The 18,688-nt window shown below is 49.4% G+C and carries 15 protein-coding genes; 2 read left to right on the top strand and 13 right to left on the bottom strand.

All coding sequences use genetic code 11. The features are described 5' to 3' along the window. Nucleotides 1–30 precede the first annotated feature (30 nt). From ruvA to GCU44_RS12370, 12 genes are all read right to left on the bottom strand, one after another. Nucleotides 31–633 (bottom strand): Holliday junction branch migration protein RuvA, encoded by a 603-nt coding sequence (gene ruvA / locus GCU44_RS12425; protein ID WP_092176700.1) that lies wholly within the window; start codon nucleotides 631–633, stop codon nucleotides 31–33. After that, the gene (locus GCU44_RS12420; RefSeq protein WP_092176697.1) at nucleotides 630–2,894 is read right to left on the bottom strand and encodes an NADP-dependent malic enzyme; all 2,265 of its coding nucleotides are present in this window, start codon (nucleotides 2,892–2,894) and stop codon (nucleotides 630–632) included. Before GCU44_RS12420 ends, ruvA begins: the two co-directional genes overlap by 4 nt. A 32-nt stretch (nucleotides 2,895–2,926) precedes the next feature. Next, a complete protein-coding gene (locus GCU44_RS12415; protein ID WP_154856686.1) occupies nucleotides 2,927–4,027 on the bottom strand; it encodes a DUF4837 family protein in 1,101 nt (366 codons plus the stop codon). Between the two features lie 78 nt (nucleotides 4,028–4,105). Then, nucleotides 4,106–5,500, bottom strand: a complete 1,395-nt coding sequence (locus tag GCU44_RS12410) for a lytic transglycosylase domain-containing protein (protein ID WP_154856685.1) — start codon at nucleotides 5,498–5,500, stop codon at nucleotides 4,106–4,108. A 13-nt stretch (nucleotides 5,501–5,513) separates the two neighbouring features. Continuing rightward, nucleotides 5,514–6,947, bottom strand: a complete 1,434-nt coding sequence (gene gatA, locus GCU44_RS12405; RefSeq protein ID WP_154856684.1) for an Asp-tRNA(Asn)/Glu-tRNA(Gln) amidotransferase subunit GatA — start codon at nucleotides 6,945–6,947, stop codon at nucleotides 5,514–5,516. 4 nt (nucleotides 6,948–6,951) lie between these two features. Continuing rightward, nucleotides 6,952–7,161, bottom strand: a complete 210-nt coding sequence (locus GCU44_RS12400; protein ID WP_092176689.1) for a Sec-independent protein translocase subunit TatA/TatB — start codon at nucleotides 7,159–7,161, stop codon at nucleotides 6,952–6,954. A 113-nt stretch (nucleotides 7,162–7,274) separates the two neighbouring features. Continuing rightward, nucleotides 7,275–8,564 carry a murein hydrolase activator EnvC family protein gene (locus GCU44_RS12395; RefSeq protein ID WP_154856683.1) on the bottom strand — a complete coding sequence of 430 codons (1,290 nt, stop codon included), beginning with the start codon at nucleotides 8,562–8,564 and terminating at the stop codon, nucleotides 7,275–7,277. After that, on the bottom strand, nucleotides 8,533–9,276 hold the full coding sequence (locus tag GCU44_RS12390; RefSeq protein ID WP_154856682.1) for a DUF4292 domain-containing protein: 744 nt from the start codon (nucleotides 9,274–9,276) through the stop codon (nucleotides 8,533–8,535). The genes GCU44_RS12395 and GCU44_RS12390 overlap by 32 nt, the downstream gene beginning before the upstream one ends. Next, on the bottom strand, nucleotides 9,269–11,014 hold the full coding sequence (locus GCU44_RS12385; RefSeq protein ID WP_154856681.1) for a tetratricopeptide repeat protein: 1,746 nt from the start codon (nucleotides 11,012–11,014) through the stop codon (nucleotides 9,269–9,271). Before GCU44_RS12385 ends, GCU44_RS12390 begins: the two co-directional genes overlap by 8 nt. Before the next feature lie 193 nt (nucleotides 11,015–11,207). Then, entirely contained in the window at nucleotides 11,208–11,639 is a 432-nt protein-coding gene (gene dut, locus GCU44_RS12380) for a dUTP diphosphatase (RefSeq protein WP_154856680.1), read from the bottom strand. Further along, nucleotides 11,629–13,158, bottom strand: coding sequence for a lipopolysaccharide biosynthesis protein (locus GCU44_RS12375; RefSeq protein ID WP_154856679.1), 1,530 nt, complete (start codon nucleotides 13,156–13,158; stop codon nucleotides 11,629–11,631). Before GCU44_RS12375 ends, dut begins: the two co-directional genes overlap by 11 nt. An 18-nt stretch (nucleotides 13,159–13,176) precedes the next feature. Then, nucleotides 13,177–13,962 carry an enoyl-CoA hydratase/isomerase family protein gene (locus GCU44_RS12370; protein ID WP_092176674.1) on the bottom strand — a complete coding sequence of 262 codons (786 nt, stop codon included), beginning with the start codon at nucleotides 13,960–13,962 and terminating at the stop codon, nucleotides 13,177–13,179. A 314-nt stretch (nucleotides 13,963–14,276) separates the two neighbouring features. Between GCU44_RS12370 and GCU44_RS12365 the strand changes: the two genes are divergently transcribed. Both GCU44_RS12365 and GCU44_RS12360 read left to right on the top strand, forming a co-directional pair. Further along, nucleotides 14,277–15,743, top strand: a complete 1,467-nt coding sequence (locus GCU44_RS12365; protein ID WP_154856678.1) for an NADP-dependent isocitrate dehydrogenase — start codon at nucleotides 14,277–14,279, stop codon at nucleotides 15,741–15,743. Nucleotides 15,744–15,806: 63 nt separating this feature from the next. After that, nucleotides 15,807–17,093, top strand: coding sequence for a glycosyltransferase family 4 protein (locus GCU44_RS12360; protein ID WP_154856677.1), 1,287 nt, complete (start codon nucleotides 15,807–15,809; stop codon nucleotides 17,091–17,093). Between the two features lie 3 nt (nucleotides 17,094–17,096). On the opposite strand, the gene GCU44_RS12355 is transcribed toward GCU44_RS12360, so the two are convergent. Further along, nucleotides 17,097–18,581, bottom strand: a complete 1,485-nt coding sequence (locus tag GCU44_RS12355) for a lipopolysaccharide biosynthesis protein (protein ID WP_154856676.1) — start codon at nucleotides 18,579–18,581, stop codon at nucleotides 17,097–17,099. Nucleotides 18,582–18,688 lie beyond the last annotated feature (107 nt).

Raw genomic sequence — 18,688 nt, 5'->3', positions numbered from 1 at the left:
TGTGAGAAAGTAAAGGCCAATGGTGCTTGGTTATGATGACGACTTTAAAGATGCTTTAATTAATGCTTCCAATGAAACATCGGGACCACTTTTTTTCAAAACGGTAAGGATATTTTTCTCTGCCTGTGCTTTGGTAAATCCAAGAGTGATCAAGGCTTGTAACGCTTCCTGTTTTAATTTATTGCTGTTTTGAATAAAGCCCGGCAACGTCCCGTCGCCCGCGGCGATGCCCTCTTTTTTGATTTTGTCTTTGAGTTCCAAAACGATTCGTTGGGCGGTCTTTGCCCCGATACCCTTCACCCGTTGAATGGTGGCGTGGTCGTTTTGCAAAATGGCTTGCTCCAACTCTTCCACACTGAGGGAAGACAAAATCATTAAGCCGGTATTGGGTCCGACTCCATTGATCGAAATTAATTCTAAAAATGCCTTTTTCTCGGCAGGATCCTTAAAGCCGTACAAGGTATGGCCGTCTTCTTTGATGTGTTGGTACGTGTGCAGGAGAATTTGCTCTTCCTCCTTCACCTTCCCAAAAGTCGTCAGCGAAATTTTTACTTCGTAGCCAACGCCTTGAATATCGATGATCACATAGGTTGGATCTTTGTGGGCCAGTTTTCCTTTCAGGTAGGCAATCATGGGGAAGAAATGCTTTGGGCATCCACTACGGCAATGGCTACCATGTTAACAATTTCCCGAACCGAACTACCCAGTTGCAGTACGTGAACGGACTTATTCATCCCAAGCAGAATGGGACCAATGGCCTCGGCATTTCCTATTTCGGATACCAGTTTGTAGGCAATGTTTCCAGATGCGAGGTCCGGGAAAATTAGCGTATTGGCCTTATTGTTGATCAACGCACTGAAGGGGTAATTCTCTTTTTGAATGCTTTCATCGAGTGCTACATTGGCTTGCATTTCACCTTCGATCACCAATTCCGGAAAGCGGTTTTTTGCCAATTGGGTCGCCTGGGCGGTTTTGGAAGGTACATTGCCTTTTGCCGATCCAAAATTGGAATAGGAGAGAATGGCGATTTTCGGATCGATATCAAAAAACCGCACCCCGTTGGCCGTCAGTCCGATGATTTCTACCAATTCTTCTGCGCTGGGATTTTCATTGACCGTGGTATCGGCAAAGAAAAACGGTCCCTTGTCGGAGTTGATGATGTACATCCCGGCAACTTTGTCCACGCCTTTTTTCACGCCGATAATGTGCAGGGAGGGCAAGATGGTTCGCGGATAGTCTTTGGTTAGGCCGGAAATCAGCGCATCCGCTTCGCCTACTTCCACCATCATGGCCCCGAAATAATTCCGGTCTTTCATGAATTTCGTGGATTCGTGGAGGGTGAGCCCTTTCCGTTTTCGCTTGTCGTACAGGATGGAGCCAAAATGCTTGAGTTTTGCCTTTTCCTCATTTGGATCAATCACCAGTACCGTGTCCAAATCCAGCGAGTTGGCTTTCAATAGCTTCTTGATTTTTTGCCGGTTACCCAAAAGTATGGGCTCTCCGATGCCCTCGTCTCGAATGAGTTGGGCGGCTTTGAGGATCTTGGGGTTGTCCGCCTCGGCAAATACCACCCGTTTTGGGTCTTTCTTGGCTCGGGAAATGACCCGGGACATCAGACGTTGGTCGATGCCTATGCGCTCTTGCAGGTCTAATTCATAGGCCTCCCAATCGGCTATGTGCGTTTTTGCCACACCTGAAGCCATGGCCGCCTTCGCTACCGCAGGTGCAATGGTGGTGATGAGTCGGGGGTCGAGTGGTTTGGGAATGAGGTAGGTTTTACCAAAAGCCAGCTTGCTTTCCCCATAGGCTTTGTTTACAATATCCGGAACCGGCTCTTTTGCCAGGTTCGCTATGGCATAGGCAGCTGCCAGTTTCATTTCTTCGTTGATTCCCGTGGCCCGCACATCCAGCGCCCCTCTAAAGATATAGGGGAAGCCAATCACGTTGTTGACCTGATTGGGGTAATCGGACCGGCCAGTGGCCATGATGATGTCCTTTCGGGCGGCCATGGCGTCTTCATAGCTGATTTCAGGGGTAGGATTTGCCAATGCAAAGACAATGGGGTTCTCTGCCATGGACTTAATTTGCTCCTTACTGATGATATTCCCCGCGGATAACCCCAGGAAGACATCTGCTCCCTGCATGGCCTCGGTAATGTGGTACAGGTCCCGATCGGTGGCAAACATTTGGTGGATGTCATTCAGCCCGGGTCGGTCCCTTCGGATAACTCCGTCGATATCGCACATGACGAGGTTTTCGAGCTTCACACCCAGACCCACGTAAAACCGGGCACAGGACACGGCAGCCGCGCCCGCTCCACTCACCACCAGCCGGATATCCTCGATTCGTTTTCCGATCATTTCCAGCGCATTGAGCAGCGCCGCACCGGAAATAATCGCCGTCCCGTGTTGATCGTCGTGCATCACGGGAATTTTCATCAATTCTTTCAACCGTTTTTCGATAATAAAGCATTCCGGAGCTTTGATGTCCTCCAGGTTAATGCCTCCAAAAGTGGGTTCCAGGGAACGGATGATGCCAATCAGGCGGTCGGGATCCGTTTCGTCGATTTCCAGATCAAACACGTCGATCCCGGCAAACTTTTTGAAGAGCACGCCCTTTCCTTCCATTACGGGTTTGGAGGCCTCCGGGCCGATGTTGCCCAATCCCAGTACGGCAGTGCCATTCGATATCACCGCCACCAGGTTGCCCTTGGCGGTGTATTTATAGATGGAATCCGGGTCCGTCTGTATGGCTTTGCAGGGTTCGGCTACCCCGGGAGAATAGGCAAGTGCCAAATCAAGTTGGCTGGAAAGGGGTTTGGTGGGAACCACTTCTATTTTGCCCGGTTTCTTGAATTGGTGGTAATTTAAGGCATCCTCGTTTCTGATCTTCATGAGTGGGCTGGGAAAAATGATGTAGTCCGTCCTTACTTTTCTTCTGCTTTGGCTGGAAACGACGTGGCGTTCAAAATGGTCTCGATCTCCCGAAGGGAAGCCCGGTGCGCTTCGTTCGGGTAATACACAAAACCCTCCATGTAGAAGATTTTACCCTGTACCTCGTCGACAACCGTGTAGGACAAGAACGATCCTCCCATTGATAAATTGTTGGTTTTCCAGGCCCCGCGCATTTCAACGCTGTATTTTCCGTCGATCTGCACGTTTTTAAACACCGGTGGTTCCAGGCGTTCCGTCACCAAAAAGGATTCTTTTTTCCTCGGGTCGCCGAAAATATGCTCTTTCGCAATCGCATCCCTGAGTTTGATGATGTTTTCCGGAAAAACCTGCTCCTCGTCGGTGTAGGCTGTTTGGAAAAAAAACAAGCTTATGTCCGGCTTGTCCGACCGAGGGGTGGGCTGTCGGTACCAGAGAAAATCTTCCGCTTCCAATACAAACTGGTAGGAGGCAGGCAAATTCAGCGCCATCCCAAATTTCTCTGCGGATTTGACGGCAGCTTCGCCGTTTGTGCGGTTAAACAAGGCTTTTGCCAATCGGTCGCGCTCTTTGCTGACAAACAGGTTTTGCAATTGGGATTTATTTGCCCGCAGGTTTTGGATCAGTTCTTTTTCGTTCTCGCCAAAAAGATACAGTACTTCCTGACCAACGGCAAACTCGTCCTTGTTTCGCAGCATAAACAGGGAGGGATCTTCCATGGCCATTTCTTTGGATTCGGGGGTGAATTGGCTATTGATGACGCGGCTGGCGGGCCGGGTATCGTCAAAGGTCGTCACGTATACCATGTTATTCGCCATTTTTAGTATGCGCGTAAGTTTGCGGGGATCTACTTTCCGTACATAAAAAAGGGATTCCTCGCGGATGATACCGGGGATGTTTGCCTCAAAAATATCCCGCAATTCCTCCCCTACGGGTCCGGCATACTTTGCTGAATCAATCACTAATAAAATTTCACCAAGGGAACCCCTGGCCTTTGGTTTGTTGCTGGAAGAGCCAGTTTCCCCGTTGTTCTCGCATCCGACAAGGACAGCGATAGCAAACAAGAAAATCACAAGCGTTTTGATACGATTATCCATTGGTTGTTGTTTTACCTAAGCCTAAATTAGGAAAATTTACCTAATGGAAAAAATAAAATTAAAAATATAGTTTTAAAACTATCCGATAATTAATTTTTGTCCGGGCTTGATTTGATTGGAGTTCAGGTTATTGAGCTTTTTGAGCTGATCGATGCTCACCCCCTCCAGTTTTCGCGAAATCAGCCACAAGGAATCGCCGGGTTGTACGGTGTACATTTTTCCAGCGCTTGTTTCCGTAACGGCAGGGGGCTGTTGGGACGACGCAATGGTTTTGTCAAAGGAGTCGTTGTCTTGGTAGATGTGCAGTACCTGACCGATGCGAATGGTATTGGAATACAAGTTGTTCCAGGATTTTAATTGACTCACGGATACGCCGTACTGTTGCGCTATTTTTCCCAAAACGTCTCCGCTTCGAACCCGATAGGTGAGGTTGTGCAACGGTTTCTCGGGCTCTTCCGGAAGGGATGCCAGGTACCGTTCCTTTTCTAGCTGCAGGGAATCAACCAACCAGGGCTGGTTTTCGGTAATGAAGGCAACTTTGTGTAGGGGTACGTTGATGGTTCGGTCTTTGTTGAAGTCGGGTACTTCGGATCGCAGCAGGGAAGGGTTTAGGTATTCCAGGTCTTCCAGGCAAAGGTCCGTGAATTTGGCCAGGTTTTCCAGCGTAAATCCCGCTCCCAGACTTACTTTATCAAAGTCCATGGCATAGGCAGGTTCTTCCAGTATCAGGTTATGCGCTTCGGCATGCCGAAGTACGTACATGATTGCCTGAAATTGAGGAATGTAGCTACGTGTCTCTCTGGGTAAGTAGCGGTAGATCCCCCAGAAGGTTCTTTTTCCTCCCGACCTGCGGATGGCCTTGTTTACGTTTCCAGGGCCGCAGTTGTACGCCGCCAAAGCCAATTCCCAATTGTTGTACCTGCGGTTCAAGACCTTGAGGTATCGAAGTGCTGCATCGGTGGATTTTTCGGGGTCCAGTCGATCATCTACGTGGCTGTTGACGTATAATTGGTATTCCTTGCCGGTAGCCGGCATGAATTGCCAGAGCCCCATAGCTCCCACGCGCGACCTGGCTTTCGGATTCAATCCCGATTCGATGATGGCCAGGTACTTGATGTCGGCAGGCATGTCGTGTTTTTCCAACGCCTCGTCAAAAAGCGGAAAAAACATGTCCTGTCTGGCCAATACCATGCGGGTATAATCCCTGTTTCGGACCGTAAAATAGTTGATGAAGGCAAAAATCGTTTCGTTCAACTCGAAGGGCATGTCCGTTTCCATGGCCGCCACGCGTTTCTCTACCTCATCGTAGGTAAAGTCCGGGATGTGTTCGTAGTCGTAAAACGGGGCTACGGTTTCCGTCACCCTTGTTTCGCTAGCCAATTGATTGATTTGATCCTGGGCGATTGCTGCGGGAAAAAACAGGCTCCCTGCCAGCACGCTCCTCAACACGTTTTTGAAAAATCCTTCCCTCATATCCTTCGTATAGTTAATTGTTTGGTGCCGCTTCCGTCAGGTAATTGGCGAATGCATACAATTCCGCCTCCTTAAATGAATTGGCCATGATTTGCAAGCCTATAGGCAATCCCTTCTTGTCCGTTCCGTTGGGAATGGACACCGCCGGTACACCGGATACGGAGGCCTGTACGGTAAACAGGTCTTCCAGGTACATGGCCACCGGATCGTTGGAATGTTCCCCAAACTTAAATGCGGTGCTCGGCGTAGTCGGGAGCACGATGTAATCGAATTTGGTCAATAAATTTTCGGTAAATTCCTTGATTAACCGCCTCACCTTTTGTGCCTTGGTGAAGTAGGCATCGTAATAGCTGGCGCTTAGCACAAAGGTCCCCAGCATGATTCTCCGTTTCACTTCTTCGCCAAAACCTTCGGATCGGGTTAGCTTGTACATGCTTTCCAGATTGTGGGCATTTGGCGTTCGGTATCCATATTTAACGCCGTCGAACCTGGAAAGGTTCGAACTGGCTTCTGCGGTGGTCAGGATGTAATAGGTGGGTAGCACATAATCCAGCAAAGGGAAAGCCACTTCTTCTACCTGATGTCCTTCCTCCGCAAGTTTTTTTAGGATTTGCAGGGTGTGCTCTTTTATTTCCGGTTGCAGCGCATCGGAATGGACCGTTTCCTTCAGGTAGGCAATTTTTGCGGGCTTGTTGAAATGAAGCAGGTTGCTGTATTCCGGCACGGCTTTTCTGGAAGAAGTACTGTCGTAATCGTCCGAACCAGCCATGGTTTCCAGTACCAGGGCATTGTCTTTTATGTTTTTCGAAAAGACCCCAATGGTGTCAAAAGAAGAGGCATAGGCAATCAATCCATAGCGGGATACCCGGGAATAAGTGGGCTTGATGCCAATAACTCCCGTGAATGCTGCGGGTTGGCGTACCGAGCCTCCGGTATCGGTTCCGAGTGATACGGTACACAGATTGGCCTGAACGGCCACTGCCGAGCCACCGGAAGACCCCCCGGGTACCCGGCTTTCGTCCAGTGCATTTTTCACCGGGCCATGCACGGAATTTTCATTGGAGGAACCCATTCCGAATTCGTCGCAATTCAATCTGCCAATGATGATGGCGTCCTGATCAATCAATCGTTGAATGGCGGTGGCGGTAAATTGGGATTCGAAGCCCTCCAGGATTTTGCTGGAGGCATTGGCAGTATGTCCCTGATAGCAGAGCACATCTTTGATTCCCACCACCATACCGGCCAGTTTTCCGGCCTTCCCGGCAGCAATTTTTTCATCAATGGCCGCGGCCTGCTCCAAAGCCGAAGGGCCATAAACTTCAACGAAGGCGTTTAAATGCGCCTTCGTCTCAATGTTGTTTAGGTAATAAGTTACAATCGCTTTGCAATCCGTTTCCTTTTTTTCCAGCGATTTTTTTATCTCATCGAATGAAAGAAATTTTTCCAACGTATTATTTTTTTGCTTTTTTGTTGTCATCCTTCAGTCCTTCCTCCAAATCATCCTGAATCTCTTTGGTGGCATCTTTGAATTCACGTATTCCTCTGCCCAGACCTCTAGCCAATTCGGGAATTCTTTTTGCACCAAAAAGAAGAATGACTACCAGAACGATGATCACCAGTGATCCCCCTCCGATATTTTGTATAAAACCCAATGTACTCATGTTTCGCTTATTTTAATTATGAAATTGTTACAAATATATCACTGTGCTTTTCTAACGCAAAGGAAATAAAGCATGTTGTAATTATTTTTTCTAATTATGGTAAAATTTACGCATTATTTGCTAGAAAGCCAAATACTTGGGTCCATTACTTGCAGGCCTTTCCAGGTTTGAAAATGCAACTCGGACAGGCCATCGCTGTCGGTATACACGGTGCCAATAACGGTGGAAGTCGACACTTCCTGGCCTGATTTTACAGCAATGGTCTTTAAGCGGCTATACATGGTATAAAACTCCCCATGTTTGATGATGATGGTCCCCCCCATGCCTGGTACCGTAGTGATTTTTGTGACGATTCCCGCAAATACGGCCTTTACGGGCGCATTGTTATTTGTTTGAATGTCCACGCCATCGTTGGTCTCGGTGATTCCTTTTAGGGTGGGGTGGGGGAAGGTCCCGTATTTTTTGGATATAAATCCGGTTTCTACCGGCCAGGGTATGTTGCCCCGGTTGCTGGCAAAGGAAGCGGAAAGTGCCGAAGCACTTGTACTCGGCGTGGCCGGAAGGTTGCGGGCGGCAGGAGCTTCGCCGCTTTTCCCGCTTTCCTTCTCCTCCCGGGCTTTGGCCAGGCGCATTTCTTCCTCAATTACCCGCTTGATCACCCGATTGAGCTCTTCTTGCTGTTTTCGGGTAGCGGCGATTTCTTGTTTCAATGCCTCTTCCTTTTGACTGAGGGAATTGACCAGTTGTTGCTGCTCTTGTTTCAGCGCGCTCAATTCCTTCCGTTGGGCTTCTTCCTGGGCCAACACGGCCAGTTGCCCGGCTTCTTGTTTCTCTAGCTGGGCCTGCTTTTCGGTCAGTTCCCGGCTGACTTTTTCCATTTGTTCCACCTGTTTTTTTCGTGCATCGCTGTATTGTTTCAGGTATTTCAACCGCATGTAAAACTGCTTAAACGTAGCGGATGTAAAAATGAACGTAATCAGGTTTACCCCCTGGTTTAGTTTGTAGGAGGTGTAGATCATTTGCGCATATTCTTCCCTGAGGTTTTCCAACTCGCTGCTTAGCCGATTGATTTGGTTGGAGGTTTGGCGGATTTCCGTTTTTACCAGGCGCAGCTCCCGGTTTAGGGTGGCAATGTAGCTTTCTCTGGCTTCCAGCTTTTGGTTGACGGCGCGGAGTTCGCTCAGGGATACCCGTTTTTCGTCCGTGGTTCGTTTCAAGACCGTATCGAATTCCCGCAGCCTTTTTTGGATTCTGGCCTTTTCTTCTTCCAGTTCCGCCCTGCTTGCGGTGACCTGTGCCTGGGAGTTGGGTGTGGGCAGGACCCACAGAAGCAGGCAGAGTAGTAGAAATACGAAACTACGGGGAAAGAAATTAAAAATTGTATGGGAAGCTGAGTGGGTCATCCGTTAGTTCTACTTTTACCATTTCTGCATTCAGAAAAAAATTCGATTTGGGCTTCTGAGGTAAGCTGAGCACCATTTTAATAATCGCTTGATAGGGAAACGGTTGCCCCTGCAGGTCCCGGAAGTCCATGTAAGACGCGGAAAGGCTCCCCGATCGTGTTTTTGAGGCCTCACTTTCCAGTTGGGTTACTTTTCCATGACCGGCGTCCACGAGCGTTTTGTACTGGATGTTTTCCCGTTCTTGCCTCAGTTCAAAGGTTTTTCCCACCCGAATCAGCCGGTCCCTGTAGGTGAATTCGTGGGGGATATTGGCAAATAACAGGTTTTGGAAGAGGGAAAAGGAGAGGGGAACCCCATATTTTTGCTGAAATTCCTGATAGCCCATATCAATTTTCTGGCCATTTATCCGGTCCCGTATTTTGATCTGATCGGCGCTGATGTAGCCCCTCACCGCCTCTATTCCAAGCCCGGGCGACATGTTAAACCAGATGATGCTGTCTTTTTTTGCGCGGATGTTTAGTGTGCCTTTGGTGATTTTTCCGTCCTGTTCTTCTACGGTGACCTTTCCTTTTGCGGTAAGGTAGTTGTAATTCAAATAATACGGTTCAAATTCGTCCATCACCCGGTCAGCGCTATAGGAAAGGGGTTTCCTTGCACAGGAGAAGACCATCAATGCGCCTAAAACGAAGGCAACTAACTTACCCTTACTCATAATATGTTTTGTTTTGGATTTTTAACGTTAAAAACTCCGACGTGTCCTCCATTTCTTCAGCCTTGATCCAGTAGGTAAGTGCCTGCTCTTTTTCCCCCAACTTGTATAAAATATCTCCGTAATGTTCGAACATGACGCCACTTGGGTCTTTCTGGTGATCAAGCGCTCGTTTCATGTAGGCTTTGGCTTCTTCGTACCGGCCCTGTTGGAACAATACCCAGGCGTGGGTGTCCAGATAGGTTGCGTTTTCAGGGAATCGATTTACCAATTTGAACGACATCTCGTATGCCTTCTCCAACTCCTTTTTTTCCAAAGAGAGAAAGTAGGCATAATTATTTAAAATATGCTCATAATTTTTATTTTCTGCCAAAACTTTTTCATAGGCTTCGAAAGCGGCCTCTTTTTCGCCAAGTGCATGCAGGGCATCTCCAAGTTGGGCATTCGCCATGAGGGATAATTGTCGATTGGCGCCTCCATTTAAGGAAAGGGCTTTGCTCAATGCGGTTTTTGCTGCTTCGTTTTCCTTGTTGCCCAAGTGAGCCGTGCCCAGGTAGAACCAAAGTTCGGCACTTTCCGGAGCGGATTCGGTGGCGGCCCTGGCCACGTCCGCGATCGCATCGAAGGGCTCCTGGACCTCAAACATCAAGGGGACTAACTTTTGGTACAGTTCCGCATTATCCGGGGCTTCCTGAAGCGAGCGTTTGAAATACGAAACGGCCGCTTTGGTCTCCCGCTGTTGCAGCTTCCAATTTCCCAACGCTGCCAGTACCTCCGGGTCGCGGGGGTGAAGGGGTTCCATGTGGGAAGCAAGGGTATCCAGCCATTGGTCGCGGGCCGAATTTTGCAATTGAGCGAGGATTCCCGAAAATGCGCGGGCTTTTGCGGACGGGTCCAGGTCCGGATGGCTGATTCCCTCCAGTAAAAACTTTCTGGATTCCTTCACGTTGCCCTGTTCCTGATACAGGGTGTGCGCCGCCATTTTCAACTCGGGCTGATTCGGATAGGCAGCCATTGATTCCAATACCAGCTCCAGGGCCTGCTCGTTCCGGTTATTGTTGAAGAGGATTTCTACCAGGGCGAGGACGTACCGGGCATTGCCGGGATGGGCATCGATCAACTTTTCGCCTTCGGTGATCGCCATTTCCAGGTTGTTTTTCCGCAGGTAAATGCGTTGCTTTTGCGCTGTCAGTTGTTCCACCACTCCAAAGTAGTCTTCCGCTTTGTTCAGCGCGTCCAGCGCTTTGTCGAATTCATGTAAGGTCAGGTACAGGGAGGCCAAATCCAGGATGTATTGCTGGTAATTCCCATCCTGCTCCATTAATTTTTCGAGGATCTCTGCGGCTTTTCTGCTTTCGTTTTGCTCGTTGTAAATTTCGGCCAATTGCAGGTGATAGTATTTGTTGTCAGGATCCAGGGCCAGTGCCTGTTGGCCGTAATCCAATGCTTTCTCAGGTTGGTTGGCGCGTACCATCATTTCGGATAGTTTGAAATAAATGGCGGATTCTTCCTCGTCAAATTCCAGGGCCTTGGTAAAATAAAAATAGGCCTTTTCGTATTCCTCCAGCATCAGGTGTTTTTGCCCCTCGATAAACAGCCGGTCAGCCATCCTCTCCTTTTTCTGTGTTTTTCGTTCCTTACGGCTTAGTTTTTCCTGTGCGAGGACCGACTCAGGCCCCAGCAGGACAGCAATCAGCAAAGAAAAAAACCAGATTACCGTTCGTTGATACCACTTATTCATTGATTGTTTGCTTGTTTAGTACCTGCTACCCGTTCCTTTCCGCTGTGCACAGGCAGTTGCCGGGCCTGTACCCGGCTCCGGGTGTTTTAATAGAAGATCGGAAGGAGTTGCTCATATCATCTTTCCTTACAATTAATGCGGGCAATTGGTTCCCAGGAGGCCTGTCGCTTGGTGTCCGGGAAGCCGACCCGGACTACCTTCCGGTGCTTCCATAGCCCCCTGATCCTCTGTTGGTTTCGGACAGGGTTTCGGCCGCATTCCATTGGATCTGCTCATGTTTGGCTACCACCATCTGCGCTATCCGTTCTCCATCCTGAACGATAAAATCGGTGTTGGAATTATTGACAAGCAGGATTTTAATTTCTCCCCGATAGTCGGCATCGATCGTCCCGGGGCTGTTGAGTACCGTCACTCCAAATTTAAAGGCCAGACCACTCCTGGGACGGATCTGGGCTTCGTATCCGGCCGGAAGCTCGATAAACAAGCCCGTCCCGATCAATTGCCGCTCCAGGGGCTTCAGTACTACCAGCGAATCAAGATTTGCCCGCAGGTCGAGCCCGGCGGACAATTCGGTTTGGTAGGCGGGTAGGGGGTGTTTGGATTTATTGATGACGTTAATTTGCATGGTTGCGCTTACGTATGGAATGAAATAGTGAATATAGTTCCTTTTTTTCCATGAAGAAAATCAGTATCAAAAACAGCAGAAATACGCCATTTTGTAGCAGAAAATCGACGGCCACATTCCCCGTATCCAGCCAAAATCCGGCATAACTAAACAGAAAAGCCGTTCCCAGGTAGCTCAGACCTTTTCCGGTCTGATAGGGTATGGGGTAGTATTTCTGACCGGTCAGGTAACACAAAATCACCATGGTCAGGTAGCATCCCAGGGTGCTGAGTGCCCCGCCGATAAACCCGAGGACCGGCACCAGGGTCAGGATGATGAGCACGGTGACCACCGCTCCCGCAAAGGTAATGTAAAAACTGTAGCGGGTCTGATCGGTGATCTTAAACCAAATACTCAGGTTGTAATATACCCCTAACAGCAGGTAGCCCATCAGTAAGATGGGGACCATGGGAAGGGCGATTTCGTACCCGTCGGCCTGAAAAAAGAGGCTGCCGATTAGCGTTAGGTTGACTGCCACTGCCACCATGAGTGCCGAACAGAAGATAATGAACCAGTGCATGACCCGGGCAAATAGCTGTGGGTTGTTTTTATTTTCGGATTGTTGAAAGAAAAAGGGTTCGCCGGCGTATTTAAATGCCTGAATGATCAGGCTCATGATGATGGCTAGCTTAAAATTCGCTCCGAATACCCCGCCTGCTTCCCGTGCACTCAGCTGCGGGTAGTAGTTTTCCGGGAGGGCGTATTCAAAAAGCCCCCGGGAAAAGACCTCGTTGGTCACCCCGGCCAGCCCCATAAAAAGCAGCGGTAGGGCATACTGCCACATGGGGGCCAGTATGGACGCCTTGAGCTCAAACTTCCAGGTGCCTACGAGTTTCCACACCAGCGGTAAAATCAGGAAGTTGGCCAGGACGTTTGCTAATACAATGTAATCCACGCCCCCATTCGGCCGGTACCATTGGTTGACCCAGGGCTGCAAATCCGGAAGGATGTCCCCATTTACCACGTGAAAGGCAACGACGATAAACAAGATATTGAATCCCACGTTGAGGAAGATGTTCGCCAGTTTGACCGTGGCAAAGGTGACGGCCCGGCCGTCCAGCCTCAATTTGGCAAAAGGGATGGCCATCAGGGCATCAATGGTGAGAATCAGCGCGGCCCATTGAAACAGGTGGGCTTTTCCGGAAAAATCGAAAAAATCGGCCAGCGGTGCTGCGGCCAGATACAGGATTAATCCCAGGGCCAGGGCAACGAGGCAGACCAGTGACTGCGTATTTCGGTAAACCTTTTCGGGAGGCAAACCTTTGCCCGTGGAAAAACGGAAAAAGGAGGTCTCCATGCCAAAGGTAAACACCACGTTAAGAAACGCAATCAACGCGTACAGAATGGTGAAGGAACCGAGATCTTCTTTGGGTAGGTAACCGGTATACAGGGGGACCAGTAAAAAGTTGATGGATTTTCCCAGAATACTACTGACACCATAGATGGCAGATTGCCCGGCTAATTTTTTTAACAGCCCCATAAAAAATAAAAAAGGGGATTATTCCCCTTTGAAGTTAGGTTTTCTTTTTTCCAGGAAGGCTTTGGTGCCCTCTCGGTAATCTTCCGATTTGACACACCTGGCAAAGCTATTGGCTTCGATCTGGTAGCCGTTTTCGTCGTTGGCAAAAACCGCATTGACGCAATCCACGATCATTCCGATGGAGAGCGGGGCCTTGCTCATGATTTTTTTCAAGATTTCTTCGGCCTTGGCGATGGCTTCCTCTTTGGTGGCTTCAACGTGATTTAGGAGTCCGAGTGCCTTGGCTTCATTGGCGTCGAGCATATCTCCCGTCATCAAAATCTCCGTGGCTTTGGTTCTTCCGATCAGGTGGGTGAGCCGCTGCGTTCCGCCATAGCCGGGGATGAGGCCCAAATTCACTTCTGGCTGCCCAAATTTGGCATTGGTCGTCGCAATGCGCATGTGACAGGCGATCGCCAGTTCGCAGCCCCCTCCGAGGGCATAGCCGTTGACCACGGCCACCACTGGTTTATGGCAGGATTCAATGATTTCGAAAACCTCCTGACCAAATTCAGCAAATTTCCGGGCATTGAGTTCGTTGAGCTCCGAAATTTCATTGATGTCAGCACCTGCTACAAACGCCTTATCTCCCGCTCCGGTAATGATAACACCACGGATGGATTTGTTATCGTTCACCTCGTTGAAAATGTTTTTCAACTCCTCCAAGGTGTTGAAGTTTAGGGCGTTGAGTTTGGACTCCCGGCTGATGGTCAGGTAAAGTATTCCGTCTTTCGTTTCGAAAAGAATATTTTTTTGTTCTGCCATTCCAATTCTTCAATGATACGGCTCAAATATACGAGGAGTGCAAACAATCACAAAAGATTCGGTTAAAAATCGTGATTGGCAGAAACGGACATATAAAATAAATAATTAAAAAAATGCCGTTTGAATTTATAAATCAGTTGTTCAAATCCAAAACCGCCAAAAATTTGACGGCGAAATGCGCGCTACCGGTATGCGCTTACCGCGCTGGCCGGGTGAATCTTCGTATTCCTACTTAATAAACGAGCACTTGAAATGTTACTGTACCAATTTTTCCTATTTTTGTACCATCTTAAAACCTAACGAGATCAAATTATATGTCCGACAAAAGAAAAATTACAGTTGCCTATGGGGATGGAATCGGTCCTGAAATCATGACGGCCACCCTTTCCATTTTGGAGGCTGCAGGCGCAGCCATAGAAACTGAAGTCATCGAAATCGGAGAGCAGGTATACCTGAAAGGGATTAGTTCCGGAATTGAGCCCAGTGCCTGGGATTCGTTACGCGAAACAAAGGTGTTTTTAAAATCGCCCATTACCACGCCTCAGGGAGGAGGGTTTAAGAGTCTGAATGTAACGACCCGAAAAACATTGGGCCTCTACGCCAATGTCCGGCCTTGCAAGGCCTATTCCCCCTTCATTCGCACGCATTTCCCGGAGACCGATATGGTGATTATTCGCGAAAACGAGGAAGATCTGTATGCAGGCATCGAACACCGGCAAACCGAGGAGGTCTACCAATGCCTCAAATTGATCTCGCGACCGGGAAGCGAGAAGATTGTTCGGTACGCGTTCGAATATGCACGCATGAACAACCGCAAACGGGTCACCTGCATGACCAAAGACAACATCATGAAGATGGCGGACGGTATATTTCATCAGGTTTTTAACGAAGTAGCCAGGGAGTATCCGGATATTCAAACGGATCATAAGATCATCGATATTGGTACCGCATTGATCGCCGACCGGCCAGAGATGTTTGACGTGATCGTGACATTGAACCTATACGGGGACATCATTTCCGACGTCGCCGCCCAGATTACCGGTTCCGTAGGCCTGGGTGGGTCAGCGAACATAGGAGAGGAAGTGGCCATGTTTGAAGCCATCCACGGTTCCGCTCCGGATATCGCCGGAAGGGATATTGCCAATCCTTCCGGACTGATCAACGGCGCCATCATGATGCTGGTGCATATCGGGCAGCCGGCTGTGGCCGAAACGATTAGCAATGCCTGGATGCGAACCCTGGAGGATGGCATCCACACCGGGGATATTTATCAGGAAGGCATCAGCAAAAAGCGGGTCGGAACCCAGGAATTTGCAGCCGCTGTCGTAGAACGACTAGGTAAAGCACCCGTAACCATGAAAAAAGCATCCTTTCCCAGGTCTACCCGGTCTGAGCAGGAACTGAAAGCGGCCCTGGCCATTGGCCCTGGTAAAACCTCCAAAAAAGTACTGATAGGACTGGATGTTTTCATCGATTGGAAGGAAGACGATCGGGATCCAAACGTGCTGGGCGAGGCCTTGCGGGAAGTAGATGCCGCCGGCCTAAAAATGCAATTGATCACCAACAGGGGCGTGCGGGTGTATCCGGGCGGAATGAAAGAAACCTTCTGTTCGGATCATTGGCGGGTCCGGTTTTTTAATGCCGACGAGAGTGCCATCAGCCATGAGCAGTTGATCGATGTCTTACAGCAGGTCAAACAACTGGGGTTTGACTTTATCAAGACCGAAAATTTGTACACGTTTGACGGGGTCAGGGGTTTTTCCCTGGCGCAAGGGGAATAAATGCGGGCGTTCACGATTGCCTGCGGGTTGGGTTTCAACCTGCAGGCCTTGCTTAGTTAAGGTATGAAGCGGGTATTGATCATCACGTATTACTGGCCCCCAAGCGCCGGATCGGGCGTACAACGTTGGCTTAAGTTTTCTAAATTTCTGCCGGAATTCGGCTGGCAGCCCGTAATTTTTACCCCGGAAAACCCCGATTTTGCCTTGCAAGACCATTCTCTTGAAGCAAAAGTAGGAGCGGATACCGAAGTGATGAAGTTCCCCATATGGGAACCTTACCAGCTTTTTAGGCGAATCAGGAAAGGGGAAATCAAAGATACTTCCCGTATTCTGGAACAGAAAGCGCCCTCCTTTCTGGATCAGGTTGCCGTATGGTTGCGGGGAAATGCCCTGATACCGGATCCAAGACGATTCTGGGTAAAGCCCTCCGTTGAGTTTTTGCAGCGCATTTGGGAAGACAACGCGTTTGAGGCCATCATCACCACCGGCCCTCCCCACAGCATGCACCTGATCGGTAGAAACCTGAAGCGAAAAACCGGTACACCCTGGCTGGCGGATTTTCGCGATCCCTGGTCAACCTGGGAGTTTTTGGACACCTTGAAGCTGACGTCAGTGGCCAGGAATAAACACCGGAAACTCGAAATGTCGGTTTTCCGGGAGGCAGATGCCCTGGTGACCATTTCGCCAACCTTTGCCCGGGAAATGGAGCAGCTGGCTTCCCGAAAATTTCATGTGCTGACCAATGGCTTTGATCCGGAGGACCTTCCGGCGGGTTTTTCGCCAGCTGCCGACCCGGGTGAAACCCTGGAGATTGTGTACACGGGCGTGATTGACAGTATACGGAATCCGTTTCCTTTTTTGCAGGCCTTGAAGGAAGTTTTTGGTTCCAGCCGGAATCGGGTACGCCTAACCTTTGTTGGAAAAGTAAGCCAGCAGCTTAAAGATCGGATTCGGGAGGACGATTGGCTGCAAGAGCACCTGCATCTCACCGGCTACCTAAATCACGGCGAGGTGTTTTCCTACTACGAAAAAGCGCATCGACTATTGCTGATATTGACCCAGACTAAAAATGCCCGGGGCAATATTCCCGGGAAGCTTTTTGAGTACATGGCTACCGGAAGGGAGATCATCGGGCTGGGCGACCCGGAAGGGGATGCGGCAAAAATTATCGCGCAGGCGGGAGCGGGTAAGGTATTCGCCCATGAGGATATTGCCGGGCTGGTAGGTTACCTGTCCGACCTGCGTAGCCTACCTGAGGCGAAAAAGCAGGAAAACCAAGGGCAGCCATTTCACCGGCGGAACCTGACCCGGCAACTTGCCGACCTGTTGCAGGGGATGCTGAATGCTTAGTTGCTAACCCGATTTCAGCCACCTGCCTGCCCGGTCTCGCAGCCACTTTTCTGCCTCTGGAGCGGCGTTTAGCCAATGCACCAGCGAGAGGTAAACGAGCAGTAGCAGGCCACTTCGCAGCAGTAAGTCCAGCAAGATGGTATCCATTTTGGGCAGCAAAAGACCCGCTACCGCCCAGCTTAGGCCTCCGGCAAACAGCAGCTGAAACACCGCTTTGGTAAAGGGGTTGAATCCAAGCTTGGCTTTCACATAGAAAAACTTCAGCAAATTGTAAAAAAACATGGCGAGCAGCGAGGCAAATGCCGCCCCCTCGATGCCGTAGCGGGGAATCAAAACCAGGTTAAACACCACCACTGCAGCCGCCATCAGGAGGGTGGCCGTGATATTGAACAGGTAAAACCGGGAAAAGACGATGATTTCTCCATTGACCGAAAAGACCACGTCTGTCAGCTTTCCCAGCCCGATGAGCAGCACCACCCATTTCCCTGCTTCGTAGACCGAGCGATTGGGTACAAAATGGTACAGGGTATCGATGTTAACCCAGATCAATAGAAAGACCAGACCGCATACCAATAATTGATGCACCGCGATTTTCTTGTACAGGGCATTGATTTCATCCAGCCGATTGTCGGCGAATTTACCCGAAATGACCGGCATGGCCACCTGGGAAATCGCTCTTCGGGGCATTTCGATCACCACCGCAATGGAAAAGCCAATGGTATACACGGCATTGGCATCCAGGCCGATCATGGAACTCACCATCAGGCTGTCGATTTTCATAATCAGCAGGGCTCCTGCCGTCCCCAGCAAGGTGATGCTGTTGTACCTGAAAAATGCCTTTTTTAGCGAATTGGGTATCCCGGCCCAGTCAAATTTTAGGTTCAGCATGCCGGCTTTTCGCATGTATACCAGCATGCTCAGCACGGTGAGAAAATACACCAGCCCCATTCCCCAGATCATTTGCGGAAAGGAGTACCCCTCAAAAAAATAGCCGAGCACCAGTAGTCCCATCAACAGGCGCAAGAGCACATCCCGAATCAGGGAGGGGATGGCGATCTTCAAGTAGGAGCGGCTGAACGCATCCAACAGGCTGTTGACCACCGACAAAAACGTGATCAACAGGGCTACCAGCAGGTATTCGTTTACTTCCGGCGCTTTTTCGGAAAATGCAGCCGTGAGTGGCTCCTTAAACAGGATAAAAAGAAACAAAACCAGCGTGTAGCCTACCAGTCCCAGAAACAGGCTAAAGGTAAAGAAGGAATGTGGATCGTTTTTTACTTGTGGGAAAAACCGGGTGATTCCATTACCCACCCCCATCTGCGCAAAGGGCATCAGCAGCAGGGCCATGTCCTGTATGGTTTTAAACAGGCCAATTTGCTCCGGTTCCAACACAAACGGTAGCAGCCAGAGCAGGTTAAAATACCCGATGACCACGCCCAGGTAGGCCGAGATGGTGGTGAGGATGCTTTGTTTGGCTAGTTTATCCAAAGTGACGAGTACGGATTACATAAAACCTAAAAAGTAAAGGTATCCGGTATTCATGAAATTTGGGTCTATTTACTGGATTTTAATTACTGGTCTTTGTACTAGAAAAT

The sequence above is a fragment of the Cyclobacterium xiamenense genome, assembly GCF_009467825.1.
In the GTDB taxonomy this organism is placed as follows: Bacteria; Bacteroidota; Bacteroidia; order Cytophagales; family Cyclobacteriaceae; genus Cyclobacterium; species Cyclobacterium xiamenense.
This window is presented reverse-complemented; position numbering and strand designations above follow the sequence as displayed.